12 protein-coding genes are annotated in these 15,302 nt (G+C 37.9%); 1 reads left to right on the forward strand and 11 read right to left on the reverse strand.

The window, feature by feature from the left end; translation table 11 throughout:
• Positions 1 to 6 precede the first annotated feature (6 nt).
• Positions 7 to 681, reverse strand: a complete 675-nt coding sequence (locus tag AC07M3_RS03720) for an ankyrin repeat domain-containing protein (RefSeq protein WP_494566549.1) — start codon at positions 679 to 681, stop codon at positions 7 to 9.
• Positions 682 to 829: 148 nt separating this feature from the next.
• Here AC07M3_RS03720 and AC07M3_RS03725 point away from each other — a divergent pair, with 148 nt between their 5' ends.
• Complete coding sequence (locus AC07M3_RS03725; RefSeq protein WP_494566550.1) at positions 830 to 1,687, forward strand: LysR family transcriptional regulator; 858 nt, start codon at positions 830 to 832, stop codon at positions 1,685 to 1,687.
• Here the strand turns inward: AC07M3_RS03725 and AC07M3_RS03730 are convergent.
• The 10 genes from AC07M3_RS03730 to tssM all read right to left on the reverse strand — a co-directional run bounded on the left by AC07M3_RS03730 (position 1,684) and on the right by tssM (position 15,295).
• Entirely contained in the window at positions 1,684 to 2,637 is a 954-nt protein-coding gene (locus AC07M3_RS03730) for a M15 family metallopeptidase (protein ID WP_494566551.1), read from the reverse strand. The genes AC07M3_RS03725 and AC07M3_RS03730 overlap by 4 nt on opposite strands.
• Before the next feature lie 7 nt (positions 2,638 to 2,644).
• Positions 2,645 to 3,265 carry a hypothetical protein gene (locus AC07M3_RS03735; RefSeq protein ID WP_494566552.1) on the reverse strand — a complete coding sequence of 207 codons (621 nt, stop codon included), beginning with the start codon at positions 3,263 to 3,265 and terminating at the stop codon, positions 2,645 to 2,647.
• A gap of 12 nt (positions 3,266 to 3,277) precedes the next feature.
• Positions 3,278 to 4,084, reverse strand: coding sequence for a type IVB secretion system protein IcmH/DotU (gene icmH / locus AC07M3_RS03740; protein WP_017390380.1), 807 nt, complete (start codon positions 4,082 to 4,084; stop codon positions 3,278 to 3,280).
• A gap of 17 nt (positions 4,085 to 4,101) precedes the next feature.
• Positions 4,102 to 5,466, reverse strand: coding sequence for a type VI secretion system baseplate subunit TssK (gene tssK, locus AC07M3_RS03745; protein WP_005041639.1), 1,365 nt, complete (start codon positions 5,464 to 5,466; stop codon positions 4,102 to 4,104).
• 16 nt (positions 5,467 to 5,482) lie between these two features.
• Positions 5,483 to 6,577, reverse strand: coding sequence for a type VI secretion system protein TssA (tssA, locus tag AC07M3_RS03750; RefSeq protein WP_494566553.1), 1,095 nt, complete (start codon positions 6,575 to 6,577; stop codon positions 5,483 to 5,485).
• Positions 6,578 to 6,599: 22 nt separating this feature from the next.
• A complete protein-coding gene (gene tssH, locus AC07M3_RS03755) occupies positions 6,600 to 9,281 on the reverse strand; it encodes a type VI secretion system ATPase TssH (RefSeq protein ID WP_494566554.1) in 2,682 nt (893 codons plus the stop codon).
• Positions 9,282 to 9,429: 148 nt separating this feature from the next.
• The gene (locus tag AC07M3_RS03760) at positions 9,430 to 9,693 is read right to left on the reverse strand and encodes a PAAR domain-containing protein (protein WP_003651066.1); all 264 of its coding nucleotides are present in this window, start codon (positions 9,691 to 9,693) and stop codon (positions 9,430 to 9,432) included.
• Positions 9,694 to 9,709: 16 nt separating this feature from the next.
• On the reverse strand, positions 9,710 to 10,477 hold the full coding sequence (locus AC07M3_RS03765) for an OmpA family protein (protein ID WP_494566555.1): 768 nt from the start codon (positions 10,475 to 10,477) through the stop codon (positions 9,710 to 9,712).
• A 2-nt stretch (positions 10,478 to 10,479) separates the two neighbouring features.
• On the reverse strand, positions 10,480 to 11,439 hold the full coding sequence (gene tagF, locus AC07M3_RS03770) for a type VI secretion system-associated protein TagF (protein WP_005047747.1): 960 nt from the start codon (positions 11,437 to 11,439) through the stop codon (positions 10,480 to 10,482).
• A gap of 37 nt (positions 11,440 to 11,476) precedes the next feature.
• On the reverse strand, positions 11,477 to 15,295 hold the full coding sequence (tssM, locus tag AC07M3_RS03775) for a type VI secretion system membrane subunit TssM (protein WP_494566556.1): 3,819 nt from the start codon (positions 15,293 to 15,295) through the stop codon (positions 11,477 to 11,479).
• Positions 15,296 to 15,302: the final 7 nt, after the last annotated feature.

Raw genomic sequence — 15,302 nt, forward strand, 5'->3', positions numbered from 1 at the left:
CACTTTCTATTTTGCATCAGCTGCCAGAAGTCTTTTTTCAATTTCTCGGTATCCTCGTGAACGCGCATGTTGTAAGGGTGTAGGTGTAATCCTGTCTTTATCTGCCAAGTTCGGATCAGCACCTGCTTTTAATAAAAGCTCTACAATGTGTTGATATTTGGGTTCTCCATTTCCCAAAATGATGGCCTCAAGCAATGCCGTCCACCCCAAATTATTGATATGATTAACATCTACACCAGCGGCAATTAATGTACGAACTGTTTCAACATGGCCTCGTTCCGCTGCTGGAATGAGTGCAGTCCCACCGTAACGGTTAATACTTTTTAAATCGGCACCATGCATGAGGGTCATTCTTAGAATTTTTAAATATCCCTGTGCACCAGCATATAAATATGGACTGTCTTGAATATTATCTTTTGCATTTACATCAGCGCCAGCCTCTATCAGCACATGAGCAGCATGTACATTATTTGCTCTTGTTGCGACCATCAAAGCAGTTGAACCAGTTTCATCTCGCTCATCAATTAAAGCTTTTTGAGATAAAATCTGCTTAATAGATTGAGTGTCATTATTTATAGCTGCTAGATGTAAAGGATACTCACCCATTGCATTTGTCATATTTGTAAAACCCAAAGTCCCCAGCGCGACGATCAGATTCATCCATAACAGTGACTTACGCATGGTGGCCTCCCAATAAAAAATTATGGCAAAACATTTTGCAATTAGAATAAGCTTCACCAAAAGTATTTGGAAATTAAATTATTTAATCGATACTATTAAGATTATGAATACTTATTTCATCAACTTTTAAGCGTGGCAGTACCTAATAATGTTTGATCCTCGCCTTTTACGTGCTTTCGTCACTATTTTTCAAACTGGCAGTTTTACAGCAGCTGCCGATCAATTACACCTGACTCAATCAACAATTAGTCAGCAGTTAGCTCGTCTTGAGGAATCTGTCGGTCATGCGCTTATAGATCGAACAACACGGCCTTTTAAATTGACGGTGTCTGGAGAATATCTCATTGGTTATGCGCAAAGAATTTTGACCCTTCAACAGGAAGCTGAAGCGCTACTTAAAGATCCAGCAGGAAGCATTCCTATCCGCATTGGTTTACCAGAAGATATGATGAGTCCCGCAATGGCTGAAGTTTTTGGTATATTTGCCAAAGAGCATCGTTCCATTCGTTTAGACGTAACCTCTGGCTTGAGTCGCAACTTAACAGAACGTTATCGGAATGGTGAATTCGATATTATTATTGTCAAAGAACCTGCGGCCAGTGCTGATCACCACGCTACATTCCCAGAAGAAATGGCATGGTTTGAAAGTCAGAATTCAACAACTACATGGTCTGATCCGATGAGTTTAGTGACCTTTCCTCAAGGCGGACTTTATCGAGATGAGATGTTCGCAACGTTAGAGCGTGAACGGCGTCGTTGGTATATTGCCTTTACGGGTAGTAGTCTAGAAAGCGTGTTAGTCAGTGTTGAAACTGGCTTAGGATTATCTTTATTGCCTGTGGCGACAACCCGTGGACGTCAAGTACGTCGATATGATTCATTAGGGACTGTCCCCCCTATGGTCGTTTCAATTTATACATGGGAAAAAGCTGGGATCATTTCGCAGCTTGTAGACAAGATGACAACAGTTCTACAAGAACGTTTTCAATCATCAATAAGTGTTTAACTTACATCATTCAAACTTTCAGCAATCAGTTTTTCTGCCATTTCCTGTGTCTTTCTTAAGCCCGGCATACGGAATTCAGTATGTCCATAATCTTGGATAGATTTCCAACGTCCGCCCCACGTGAGACCAACCGATTCAGCAACTTGTCCATATAAACGATAACCTTGCATAGCCCACGGGTCTCTTTCAGAAATAACCACTTTTCCATTTCGTTTAAAGGCTACATCTGCCGCCAAACCAAATTGATGGTAACTCTGATACCCTTTTGCTCTGGTCGTATTCGGATTACCTGCCAGCATATTCTGACGAGTAGGACTACGATATCCCTCTAATAAAACCAACTCATAGCCATATTGTTCTTTCATGATTTTAAAAACCATAAGTAAACGCTGCTTATAGCGTGGGTTCATTTTGTTCCATTTACGATCCACTAGACTGGTATCTAAAATAGCTCGCCCATCGAAACTCGCATTATCAATAGGTGAAGAATTAATAGCGCCACTATTTTGAGAGGAATATTGTTGCTCTAATTGGGTGGCCTCTACAATCGCAGCTTCAATTAAGCTTTCATCCACTTCTGGTGGTGGCGATAGGATTTCACCATTCAAAAGTGCATAAATTTGAGGATCTGTTTTTTTGAGATATTCAGCTTCAATTCGAGTTGAGCTAATAGGCCGAGTAAAAGCAAATACTAAAATACTGGCAAACAAGAAAAAGCCTGCAATGACAATCCACCACTGTTGTAAATGCCAATGGGATTGTAGCTTTTCAGGCGCAGCTGCCTGATTCATTGTTTGAGCAAATTGTCTAACTTGATTAAGCTGTTTACGACCTTGCGGCAGTAATGACAAAACAAAATCTTTGCTTCTACTCCTTAGCTCATAAGACATTAAAAACGCTAAACCAATTGCCAAGCATGTAAAGCAAAAGAAAATGAGAAAAATCATCATCAGTTCATTAATTCACGGCAAATGGACTTCGTGTAATTTTAATATCTACCGATGCCTTAGGTGGTTCAACCTCAGCTTCTGGTTCGGCTGGAGCTTTATTCTCAACAACGGGTTTAGTCTGCGCTACTTGTTGCGGTTTACTCACTGTTTTTTGTTGAGCAGGCTGAACTTTCGGTTGGGTCACTTTAGATACCGTACCTGTTTGTAGTTGAGGCAAAACCTGAACTTTCTTTTCACCAGTGAGCTGTTCGTCAAATGGAGAAACTCGCTGTTGATTGACAGTAGCAGGCTTATGCGGAACAGGTTTAAAGATACTACTTAATTCATTATCTTTAGGTTGTTCAAAGCCATCACGGCTCATTGAATCTGTTTCATTGTCTTGACTTACAGCAACCTGATTTTGTTCATCAGAAGAGTGAACCGTTTCTTGATTTAAAGTCTGTTCTTCTGTTGATTTACTCTCAATTGCTGCTGATTCTGACGAATGCGGTTGAGACAAGAACAGGAATAGCGAGATGCTTACAAACACCCCGGCAATAACACCAATGACAATATAAAGTATTGGTGATTTCGGCTTTTTTTTATTCGACTGTAAAACTCGAATAGAAGTTGGTTTTTCCTGAGCCATTTCGTACCATCATCAAGGTAAATAAATTGTAATATGTGCTTGCTCTTGAGGAGCAGAAATCACATTTTGATAATTAGATAATGCTTTATCATTTTGATTGTTCAACATAAATCTTAGTCCTGCAAAGGTAAGTAATGCAAAAATCAATAAAAAGATCAAAATCCAGAAGAACGGTACTTCACGATGAATAATATTTCGGATCTGATCAGGAATTGCCGAGAACGGCGAAAATGCGAGCTTTTTCCCCTTCAAATAGTCAATTTCATCACCCACTCGTGATACTAAATGGTTGAGACTTTCTGTTGACTCAATTCGGTACTTGCCCTGAAAACCTAATAACAGGCAGTAATGAAATACTTCTAAAGCAGCTAGACGTTCTTTTCCACGGCTACGTAATTGCTCCAATATTTCAAAGAAGCGATAACCAGCTAATTGAGAACCAAACAAGCTCAATTGCAATGGACTAATTAACCAAGCATTTTGCAAATTAAAATAACTCGCGTCTTGTTGCGTTACGATAGTTTCATCAATCAAAGCACAAAATGCATATTTAGCATCATGAATATCATCAGCTGAAAATTGCAACTTTTTGGCTTGTTGCTCAAATTGATTAAGTAAATTTAAGATTTTTTCACGAAACCGCTGTGCATCTGCCGGCACATACTGATTTCGAATCAAAAAAACCAAATAAAACCCATCATGCAATAAATCAATAAGATTGATTGCCTGTAGTTTTGCTTGAGACTGGCTATTATTGCTCCCGCCTGTTCCAATTTGCCCATCATCAAATAAAGAAGGAGCACCTGTGGATTGTGACATTTTTCTCTCCTTTATCGTTAAGCGTTCATGACCGCAATCAGTTCAATACTGATATCTTGGAAACCAGCCGGAACATAAATACAAATCGTCTCTGAATCTAACATGCGTTGGTATAGCTCGTGATGTGGTTCAATTTCAAAATAGCTCACACCAGAGCGCACAGGGATAGCAGTTGGAACTTGAATTAAGTGATGCAATGGAATTGCAGGCAATGCAGCAACCACACGTTGCTCGACATCTAAAGTGCTACCAATCTTGAATCGTAAAGGTACGATCTGGATCAACTCATGTGTCTGCATTGCGCTACTTGATACTGCAATATAAAGTCGAGTGTCTCGAGTAATCTTATCGGTCTCAAGACTTCCCACCCAATATGAAGGACGAATTTCTTTAAGTGCAATGCTGATGTAACGACTCGAAATAATCGTATCAAGTAAATCACGTAAAATCGTATCTAACTGCGAAAAACTTTCTTGTAAATTATGGTGTTTATAGGCAGGTAATTGATCGACATCATAGGCCGTCGAGAAAGTTAATAATGAACCTGCTAAACGCAATAATTCAAAGAACAAACGCTCTGGATGAATTTGTGGATATTGCACAAAATGATTAAGACCAGCATGAGCTGTATTTAATGCATTCACTAACCAGAACGAAACAATATCACCTGAACGGAATTCAATTAACTTCTGTTCATTTTCTCTGTTATTCGTTTGAATCGTCTTAATTTTTGCCTTAATAACGTTCAGTGTTCTTTTTAAATTTGAAATGAGTGTTTCAGATGCATCCACATGCAAAATTGGTGGAATAAACTTTCGATCAATTTCGAAAGCACCTGAGCTTTGACGCTTAATTTTTCCAATAGGCAGATATAAGAAACCATCTAAATTATGGTCAGGATTACTATGTACATCTAATAGTTTAAAAACAGCACGACGGCGTAACAAACTAATATCTGCTTCGGTTGCATTAGTGAATAGATCATGTGTTTCAACAAGGTGAGATTGATATCTGCCCTTTTGCGCTTGGTTTTGATCAATTAGATTTTGCTTATTTGCTTGTAAAAGCGGCAATGCTAAATAGATTAGCATCTCACCACGTAAATTAAGATCATCTAATAAAATTGGTTCAGGTAATAGATCATATGCCGGTGCCTGATAAATTTCTCCGTCTTGCCAGATCATCTCTACAGACTCAAGAGCAAGAATATGTGTGCTCAATTGAGCCTCATCGAAATTTAATTTCTGAATACCATATGAAAAAGGTACAACCGCTCGAACCGTATGATTCAACCGTTGTTCATGGTAGGTATCTTGAATTTGGAAATGTTGAGGTCTTAAAAATAAACCTTCGCCCCACAGGACTTTTTCAGCTTTAAACATATGTCTTTACCAATATTTATTCGTATTCATTTTTAGGCTGCACACCTAACATTTCCTGAACCATTTGCAATGGATGCTCATCTTTAATGACTTGTGCTAGCCATTCATGTAACGGCATTTGACTCCATTTAATGGTTTTTTGAAGCATATAACTCACAGGGCTATGAGGCTCATTTGCTTGAAAGTAATCCGCGATTTCTTGCAGCACTTTCATTGCTTGCTCACGATTCGCCAAGTGTGTTTGAGCTTGAGGCTGAAAAGCAAGCTGATCTGAAACAACTTGTACAGGCACTTGATTTTCCATAGATGAGCTCGTGATGACTGTCGCCTGCTCTTGGGTTGGCGCAAGCCCAGTACCAAAAGCTTCTGCTTTATAAATCTTGCGTAATGTGCTGTGAATGGTTTCAAATGCTGAATCAATTGCACCAAAACTCGGCGAATCTAGTCCCATTAAATGATCAAGGGTTTGCTTTAAAACATCCCATTCAGTTAAGACTGAACTAAAATCTTGATAATTAGAATATTGAAAAGTTTTAGACGTATTAAAAATAGCTTGATCGAATTGTTCTAACTCCGATGGTCCCGACTGACTATCGTAATCTTCAGTTTGTTTACGGCGAACATTTTCGTGATAAAGAAAATTATCGTAATCAAGCAAATTATAATAAGGAGCTGTATTGGTTAAAGAAACTTTCTTTAACAACATCGGAAGTTGATTAATTAAACCCTGTAATAAACCAATGCGCTGATCTAAATCATCATCTTCAATAACAGGGTGAATTTCCTGCCAGTATTGATTCAACATGGTATGACTTAAAGTTAAACCTTTAGCCATACCATCAAAACCATAAAGATGAGTCCAAGCTTCTAAGAGCCAAGTTAATAGACGAATATCTTTTGTATTCTCTTTTAGCAAAACGCTCGTTTTATTTGATACAAAGTCCCAATCGGCTTGTTTACGCTCAGCAACCCAATCACCTTGATCTAGCAATAGATCATCTTGTGTCTTCGCTTTTTTTATTTCATGAAATTCATTAGAAAACGAAAAGTCGTCACCACAAGGCAAACTATCACTAATGGGTTCAAGTAGTTCAGAAATATCAATATTCATCTAATTTTAGCTCTATTCAATTTTAAACTTCTGACTTCAACTTTTTACTCGTCCTTTTTTTAGCAGCTTTTGCAACTGGATCTAGTAAATATTGAATTTCGTCATCTTTAGCATCAATCATGATAATTTTTGGCAATTTTTGCTCTGCCAAAGCCACCAAAATTTCTGTGGCTAATGCAGGTAACACCGTAGAATTTAAAATATTATCGACATTACGTGCACCACTATCGACTTCTGTACAGCGGCTTAAGAGCAACTCTACCAAATCATCAGAATATTGGACTTGTGTACCATATTGTTTCTCAATTCTTGCTGTGATCTTGCCTAGCTTATGTTTAATGATTCGTACGAGTAAATCATCATGCAATGGGAAATATGGCACCACTCTCATGCGACCTAAAAATGCAGGCTTGAATTGCTTGTATAAACTTGGTTTTAAATGGTCAATCAACTCTTCAGCTGTAGGCCATTCTTCTACAGGCGTATTTAAGCACGCTTGCATAATCGCGCTTGAGCCAGCATTTGAAGTCAACAAAATAGTGGTGTTTTTAAAGTCAATTACTCGCCCTTCACCATCTTCTAACGTACCTTTATCGAATACTTGATAGAACAGTTCCTGAACATCACTATGTGCTTTTTCAATTTCATCAAGCAACACAACACTGTAAGGGTTACGGCGAACAGCTTCTGTTAAAACACCGCCTTGACCATATCCCACATATCCAGGAGGTGCACCTTTAAGTGAAGATACAGTGTGTGCCTCTTGGTATTCCGACATATTAATGGTGATTAAATGCTGCTCACCACCATATAATTCATTTGCCAAAGTTAGTGCAGTTTCAGTTTTACCTACACCACTTGGCCCAACCAAAAGAAATACACCTTGTGGCTTATTCGGATCTTCAAGTCTTGCTTTTGAAGTTTTAATGCCCTGAACTAATTGTGTAAGTGCATAATCTTGCCCCATTACACGTTCGCCCAATTTATCTTCAAGCGTTAATATTTGTTTAATTTCATCATTAACCATTTTTCCAACAGGAATACCGGTCCAATCAGAAATAATTTCATTAATGATTTGAGAATTTACTCTTTCAAATACTAATGGTTGCTGGCCTTGAATATCAGCAAGATCTTTACGCAGTAGATTGATCTGGTCATAAGCTTCAGATTCATTAGAATGATTCTGTGTTTCTAATTCCTGAATTTTATGAACAAGTTCTAATTCTTTTTGCCACTGCTCTTGGGTTTCATGAATCTCTTTTTGCAAAGATTCTAAATTGACTTTTAAAATTTCCAATCGTTCATGATGAATTGGAATCTGACGATGCTCATTTTCTAAAATTTGCTGTTCAAGCTTTAAGTTATGCTCTTGAGCCTTTAACTGGTCAAGCTTTACCGGTTGTGCATTTTGAGTCAAAGCCACACGTGCTGCTGCTGTATCAAGCACACTCACTGCTTTATCCGGAAGTTGACGACCACTAATATATCGATGTGAAGAATGAACCGCCGTAACAATCGCCTCATCATCAATTTGTAGATTAAAGTGCTGCTGCATAACAGGAATCATTGCCCGTAACATATCTACCGCAACATCTTCAGTTGGCTCTTCTACTTTTACCACCTGAAAACGTCGACTCAATGCAGCATCTTTTTCAAAATATTGTTTGTATTCAGCCCATGTTGTTGCAGCAATCGTGCGCAACTCACCACGTGCAAGTGCCGGTTTTAAAAGATTCGCAGCATCATTTTGCCCTGCTTGCCCACCTGCACCAATTAAGGTATGCGCTTCATCAATAAATAAAATAATAGGATGAGCAGAAGCTTGAACTTCTTGAATCACTTGTTTTAAACGATTTTCAAACTCGCCTTTAACACTTGCGCCAGCCTGTAACAGCCCCATATCCAGCACATGTAAATGGACATTTTTTAGGGCGTTAGGCACTAAACCTTGAGCAATCTTTAAGGCTAAACCTTCGACCACCGCTGTTTTACCAACCCCTGGTTCTCCAGTTAAGATCGGGTTATTTTGGCGTCTACGCATTAAAATATCGAGCATTAATCGAATTTCATATTCACGACCAATAACTGGGTCTATACCGCCTTGTTTAGCTTTTTCAGTTAGATTAATCGTATATTGATCAAGCGCAGGAGTTTTAGCGACTTTGGTATTTGCTACAGTGGCTTCTGTTGGCTCAGCTTCACCCGAAAGTGTTTTTGTTTCATCTTGTTGTTCAACACTCTTCTCACAAATTTCAAGAAACTTATGTTTCATTGAATCAATTGGTAAAAGATCAAATAAACTCGAAGCTCGAGTGGCAATTTGATATAAATCAGGTGCAGTTAATAATGCAACTAATAAATGACCACTACGCATGACTGGATTTTGCTCAGCCGAAGCCAATAACCAAGCTTGTTCGAACAAACGAACGATTGATTTAGCAAAAATAGGAGTTCGATTATTACCTTTCGGTAATTGAGATATTGTCTCTTTTAAATCATCAGCTAAAGCTTCAGGTGAAATTTTATATTTCTTTAATAAAATTTTTAAATCATTCTCTAAAGATTGATTAAGTAGCTCTAAAAATAAATGTTCAATTTCAATTTCGTAATTTTGTTGAATAACACAAGCATTAGCCGATTTTTCTAAAGCAGTACGCGCAACTGTAGAAAGTTTTGTAATTAAAATTTTTAAATTACTCATCATTACTCTCAATATTTTTAAATAATTTAATGCTTAAAATCATAATGTCTGTATATTAACAAAATTCAGCTTTATCAGACAAACTACTCATCATTTCAAGCGTTAATATGTTCTAGTAGATATTTATATCTATATAAAAATATCTCTACCTTTATCCTTGATTAACCAAACTCTGTTTTGGTAATAATTTACAACCGCATGATAATGAATCATTTACGCGCGCTCCAGATTTTCCCATAACAAGCATATTCGGATCACCCGATACAATCGTAGAAACCGTTTTGTGTAACGGACAAGTTGCCTTGTCTCCTACACACGCAATTGCAATTCCATCAATTAAAAACGTACTATTACCAGAAATGACTTGCCCTCCACCAGTTGTTGGGCATCCAATTGTAATGTAAGGGCTAGCCATGTTCTTCTCCTTATATTTATAGAACAGTAAACTCAATTCGACGGTTTTTCTTTCTTCCTTCTGGAGAAGTATTATCTGCGACTGGTTTAGAAGAACCTAAACCTTCCGCAGATAAATGGTCTGCCGGAATACTCTTACTAATCAAATAATTTTTCACTGCCAATGCTCGATCTTGGCTAAGTTTTAAGTTTTTAGTCGCATCGCCAGAACTATCTGTATGTCCTACGATTTTGACTTTTTTACCGCCTACTTTATTTAAAGCAACAGCCATCTCATCTAGAATTTTTTGACCGGCATCAGTTAACACTGCACTGCCAGATTCAAACTCAATAATTCGATTTTTAAGTGCATCATCAATAATTTTCTGTTCAGCTTGATTGACTGATAACTGTGAATACAGTTGATAAGGAGGCTGAACTAACCCTTGAAATGACTGAATGGTAGGTTGAATATCTGCTGGATTCAGCATTTTTCCACTCAACTCAAACCGAGTACCATTTACGCTTAATTTCCCTTGTGAGACTTTTTTAAGATCCGGCGTAATGACTCGTGTAACAGAATCACTCCATCCATTTGGAGCAGCTACGGGTCTAACTTGTATTTTATCTACAACCTGATCTGCGCCATAAACAGACTGCATTTTTAATAAGATAGCCTGCTTACTGGCTTCATTAGGAACTACACCTTCTACAACAATGGGCTGAGCCAAAGCATAATTAGCTACGGCATAGATAAGACAGCCTTTTATGAGCTGTGAAAGTTTAGTTTGATATTGTTGATTCATTATTATTCACCCAAAAAAGTCTGTCTAAATAGTTTTAAGCCTTGATTTAAACTTAATTGGCGTTGGCATAATGATTGTTCTAGCGTAGCTAAACCAGCATTCTGCTCCAAATAAGTATCAATCCACTGAGCTTCTATTAAAGAAACCCAGTGTTTACTATCCATATTCTGAGTAAAAATATCGCTAAGGGCTAAAATATCAGCACCCTGAAAACCAAAGAATAATACGGGCTGCTCTCGATGTAACAAGCCGATGAGTACCTCAGTATTATGCTCCTTTAAAAAGCGACAAATAATACTGACCCAAAAAGCAGCTATTTCATAACTATAAGCAGGATTATTAATAGGCAAAATCAGGACTTTATTTAACCGACTAGTTCCATTTTGTAAAATTGGCTGTAGTAATAATCCCAGCCCAATCATACTTTGCGCTAATTCATAAATACTTAACTTCATTAACTGAGCAAATGAGTGCATCGTATGATTTTCATAAAAGCCTACACATTCTCGTTCAGTTAAAACCTGAATTTGATTTTGTAAGTGACCTAATTTTCCAAGTAACAAATCTGAATCTTTAATGCCTTTTAAAGCGCGATTGTTTTGAAATAAATCAACAAGCACATGTTTATAGCTATATGGTGCATATAACAAATTATCATACGGCAAATCAATTTCTAATAAATGGCTCAGCACCATTGGAAAAGATCGACCTGAACTATCTTCACTTGCGAGTAAGTTCGCAACCAAAAACATATTTTCTTTCGGGTTGGCAATGAAGAAATCCAGTGAAGGCAAGGTGCTATAAGCTTCTTTAAAGCTGCCCGATTGCATCGCATATTCCAATGCTTCAGTAATCCACTGATCAAGCAACTGTATTAGAGCATTCTGACCTTTTGTTTTTAAAAAGTCGCCTCGTGCAGGACTTTTGCCGTAATACAAAGGAGTTGTTTTTAATGTTTGCATTATTGCTCCTCCTTTCGCATAGAGGTTATTTTCCATGTCATGGTTTAACTCCCGCAGAAGGCTGAGCGAGTGCTGCAACAGGATTTTCTGTTTTTACTGGAGCCACTTGAGCTGGCGCCTGCTGAGCAGACACCACTCGAGCTGCTTTATCGGCAGTGACTTTATCAACCAGTTGCATACCTGCATAACCACGGCTTGAACCAATGCTGCCTGAATTACTGCTGATTAGACGGAAATTCATTTTTACAAATATTGATGGGTCTGTCTTACTACGCCAAAGCATTTCAAATCCACCATTTTGTTCTTTACGTTGAGCACTATCAATTAAACGGTTAATACCATATTCACCTGGCTCATCAAAAATCGTGTGCGTTTGACCTTGTAAATCTACTGCAGTAATACGAGCACCTGGAATACTGCCTTGATTTGGCCAAATAAAGTTAACCCACTGCTGCACACCATTTTCATAAGTCATACGCTGACCATCAATATCAACGGTATATGAAAGCAATTGTGGATTTGGAATTGGGTAGAACTGGAAGTTCGATTGGTTGGTTGCTGGTGCTGCTGGAGCTTGAGCATTCAACTCACCTGTTGCCATACCATTCGCTGGAGTAACGTATCTTTGGAAATTCATGACGAATTGAGGATTTAAACTAATTCCTAAATCTTTCCATGTTTTAGACGTTAACGTATAACCACGACGGATCACAAATGGATCAAGACTTTCTTTTACAAAACGTGAAATACTACCGTTCTCACCCAAGATTTGACCAATTTCACTACTTGTCGCCTGCAAAGAAGCTGATGAGTTAAATGGATATTTCTTAGCAAGATTTGCTGTAAATGGTTGATAAGCTTGCATTACCCACAATTTATTAATTTCGTCTTGTGTCGGTGTAATTAAACTTTCAAAAGCCTGCGTAAGTGGACTAACTACCAATTTTTGTAGTAATCGCTGATCAATTTCATTGAAACCAACCGCCATTTTTTCATCTACAATTTTTTGCGTCTGGTTAAATACAGAAGTTTGCTCATTAAGGGTTTGCTTGACTAATGTCATCGCATTAGGCCCAACTTCACCTGCATTCTTAAGCTCGTTAAACTTGCTACGAACTAGAGCTAAATTTGTCATATATTCATCAAGCAATGATTTACCTTGTTGATCATCGCGTTTGCGAACCAACTGATAGAACATTTGATATTCTTGAGAAATAGCACCCTGAGCATTAGTTGCCACTTGATTGGCAACCTTATCATCATGATTTAAAACTTTACGTTTAAACCACGCAACAAATCCTTTTTGTGGAGCCGCGAGCTCTGCTTGCACAACTGGATTATCCCAGTTTGTTTCGATTGCCACTCTTTCAATTAAAGTACGAATTGGAGAGTTCTGCGGCTCACCTAAAACATCAATATTTTTTACTTGCTGAGCAAATTGGCCAGCTTTAGCATAATGAATACCACTTAGGAATTTTCTCCATTCCGCAATATATTCTTGCTTATAGAGTGCCGTCAGTTGCTTTCTAATTTGTTCAGGGCTGCCTGAGAAAGTTAAATCATCAGATTGACGGCTATTTAGCACCCAATCTTTACTATCTGTTGGCTTATCTGCCGCTTCTTCAATCGCCTTTTCTACATAGTCATTCCATGCTTTTTGGGTAAATACACCAGGCAATGCATAACTACCCAATACAACATTTTTATTTGCCTCACCCACAATTTGACTGACAGTCAGCGCAGGGAAACGTACCGCAGCACGCATTTTTATTTCGTTATAAACCCGATCACGCGCAGGCATTCCTCTTACAACTGAAAGCAACACTTGACGTGTTTGATCAACAATTTGCGAATCTGCATCTAAAATTGGGAATTGTTTGTCATTTGCCAAAGTCATTGCATATGACAAGATCTGTTCAGCTTCCTGAATCATATCTGCACGTGGCATTTGGCCCTTATTTGCATCTAACCAAGAACGCCAGAAACGCGTAACCTGATCGCTTAAATGACTTGCATCCATGTATTGTGGATTACTCATCATTAAATATGCTTTTAATGCATTGTAAGCATCTTGAGGATTTGTGTCTGAAGGTTCCAAATATTGTTGAGACTGAACGGTTTGTTTAATCTCAACATTCGTATGATTGGCTTTTAATGTTGCTTCATTATTTTTTACGCGTTGCAAATATTGAGCAATATTTTGCTGTGTCGGTGTTAAGACAATTTGCTTAACGCCTTTTAAATATTCCGCTTTTAGTTTTTCACGAAGTTCGTTGCCCTGATATAAACCAAAACTAAACTTAAGTGGTCTATTTTCATCAAACTCATCTAACTGCTGTAGACGTCTTTGAAGAATAAGTAAAGCTTCTAACTGGGTTGATAATTGCTGGCCTGAAGATTTTTCTAATTGAACAACCTTATTTAAATCTGCTTGAACTTCACCAATCAATTGCTGGTTATTGCGATATGACCAAACCCAGACACCAAGAATAATTGAAACACCTGCTAAAGCGCCAATAAATGCAATGTAACGCTGACGTTTTCTGCCAGCATTTACATGCTGCTTAACAAGATCTTTATCTTTTAAAATAACATCTGAAAATAGACCATTTAAGAAATAACCGTGGTTAGGCGTAATTTTTGAATGATCTTTTAAATCACTTTGAGCAATTTGAGTAAGCTGGAATTCTTGTGCAATTTGCTCAGTCATTGGACTTTCAATGACACCTTCCTGCAAAGCACTAGTGAAGTAGAACCCACGGAAAACAGGTTGAAATTGATATGGATTATCTTCAAAAAGTGTCGCAATAAAGCTCTTTAAAGCTGGTTTTAATGTTTTAAATTCTAATGGGAAAGTCATTACACTTGGAGAGATATTCTGCGAATGGCGGCGACTTAAATGAGTCGAACTTACCCCTTTTAAACCATCGTAAAGAATATTGTAATGTTTCTCGAACAAATCTACGGCATTGTGCGAAGAACTCTGTTCATAAGGAAGAGTCGCGCCCCAAGCTTGGTTATATTCCTGAGCTTCATAAAACTCAAAAAATTCTGTAAAACCCGCAATCAAATCCATCTTCGAAAAGACTAAATAGACAGGAACAACGACTTCTAAACGCTCAGTTAAATCTTGAATACGAGCACGTAGATTTTTAGCAAGCTTTAAAGAGTTTTCAGGACTTTGACTAATCAGCTCAGCAATACTAACAATCAGAATTAAACCATTGACCGGAGCTTTAGAACGGTTCTTTTTTAAAATATTTAAGAAACCTAGCCACTCAGAATGATCTTCGCTATAAACAGAATAACGACCAGCTGTATCAAGTAAAATACCTTCTGTAGAGAAAAACCAGTCACAATTTCGAGTACCGCTTAACCCAGCTGATACCATTTTTTGATGCGTTTCTTCAAAAGGAAACTTTAAACCAGAGTTATAAATAGCTGAACTTTTACCTGCAGCGGGGTTACCAATAACCATATACCAAGGAAGCTCATAGAGTGCAGCATTCCCTTTTTTATCACCCAACTTAGATTTACGAATCAGTTGAATTGATTCTTTCATTTGTTGATTAACAAGCTGAAGCTCTTCTTTATCTTTATTTTTCCCGTACTCAGCTTGATTATCTTTTTCAATCGCTTCAGCTAACTCTTCACCTTGAGCCGCATGTTTTCTTCGTTGAATAAGCCAATAGATACCATAAACAATAAGACCCAAAGCATAGGCAGTCGCTAAAGCCCAGAATATATGACGGGGAATTGAAGTATATGAAGACATCAATGCCACGAACAATGACAAGGCGATAATTGCTTTAGGATTCGTGATGTACTGCCACAAGTAGCCTAAAATTGTATGCATTCTATTC

The sequence above is a fragment of the Acinetobacter sp. GW821-FHT09D10 genome, from assembly GCF_059416285.1.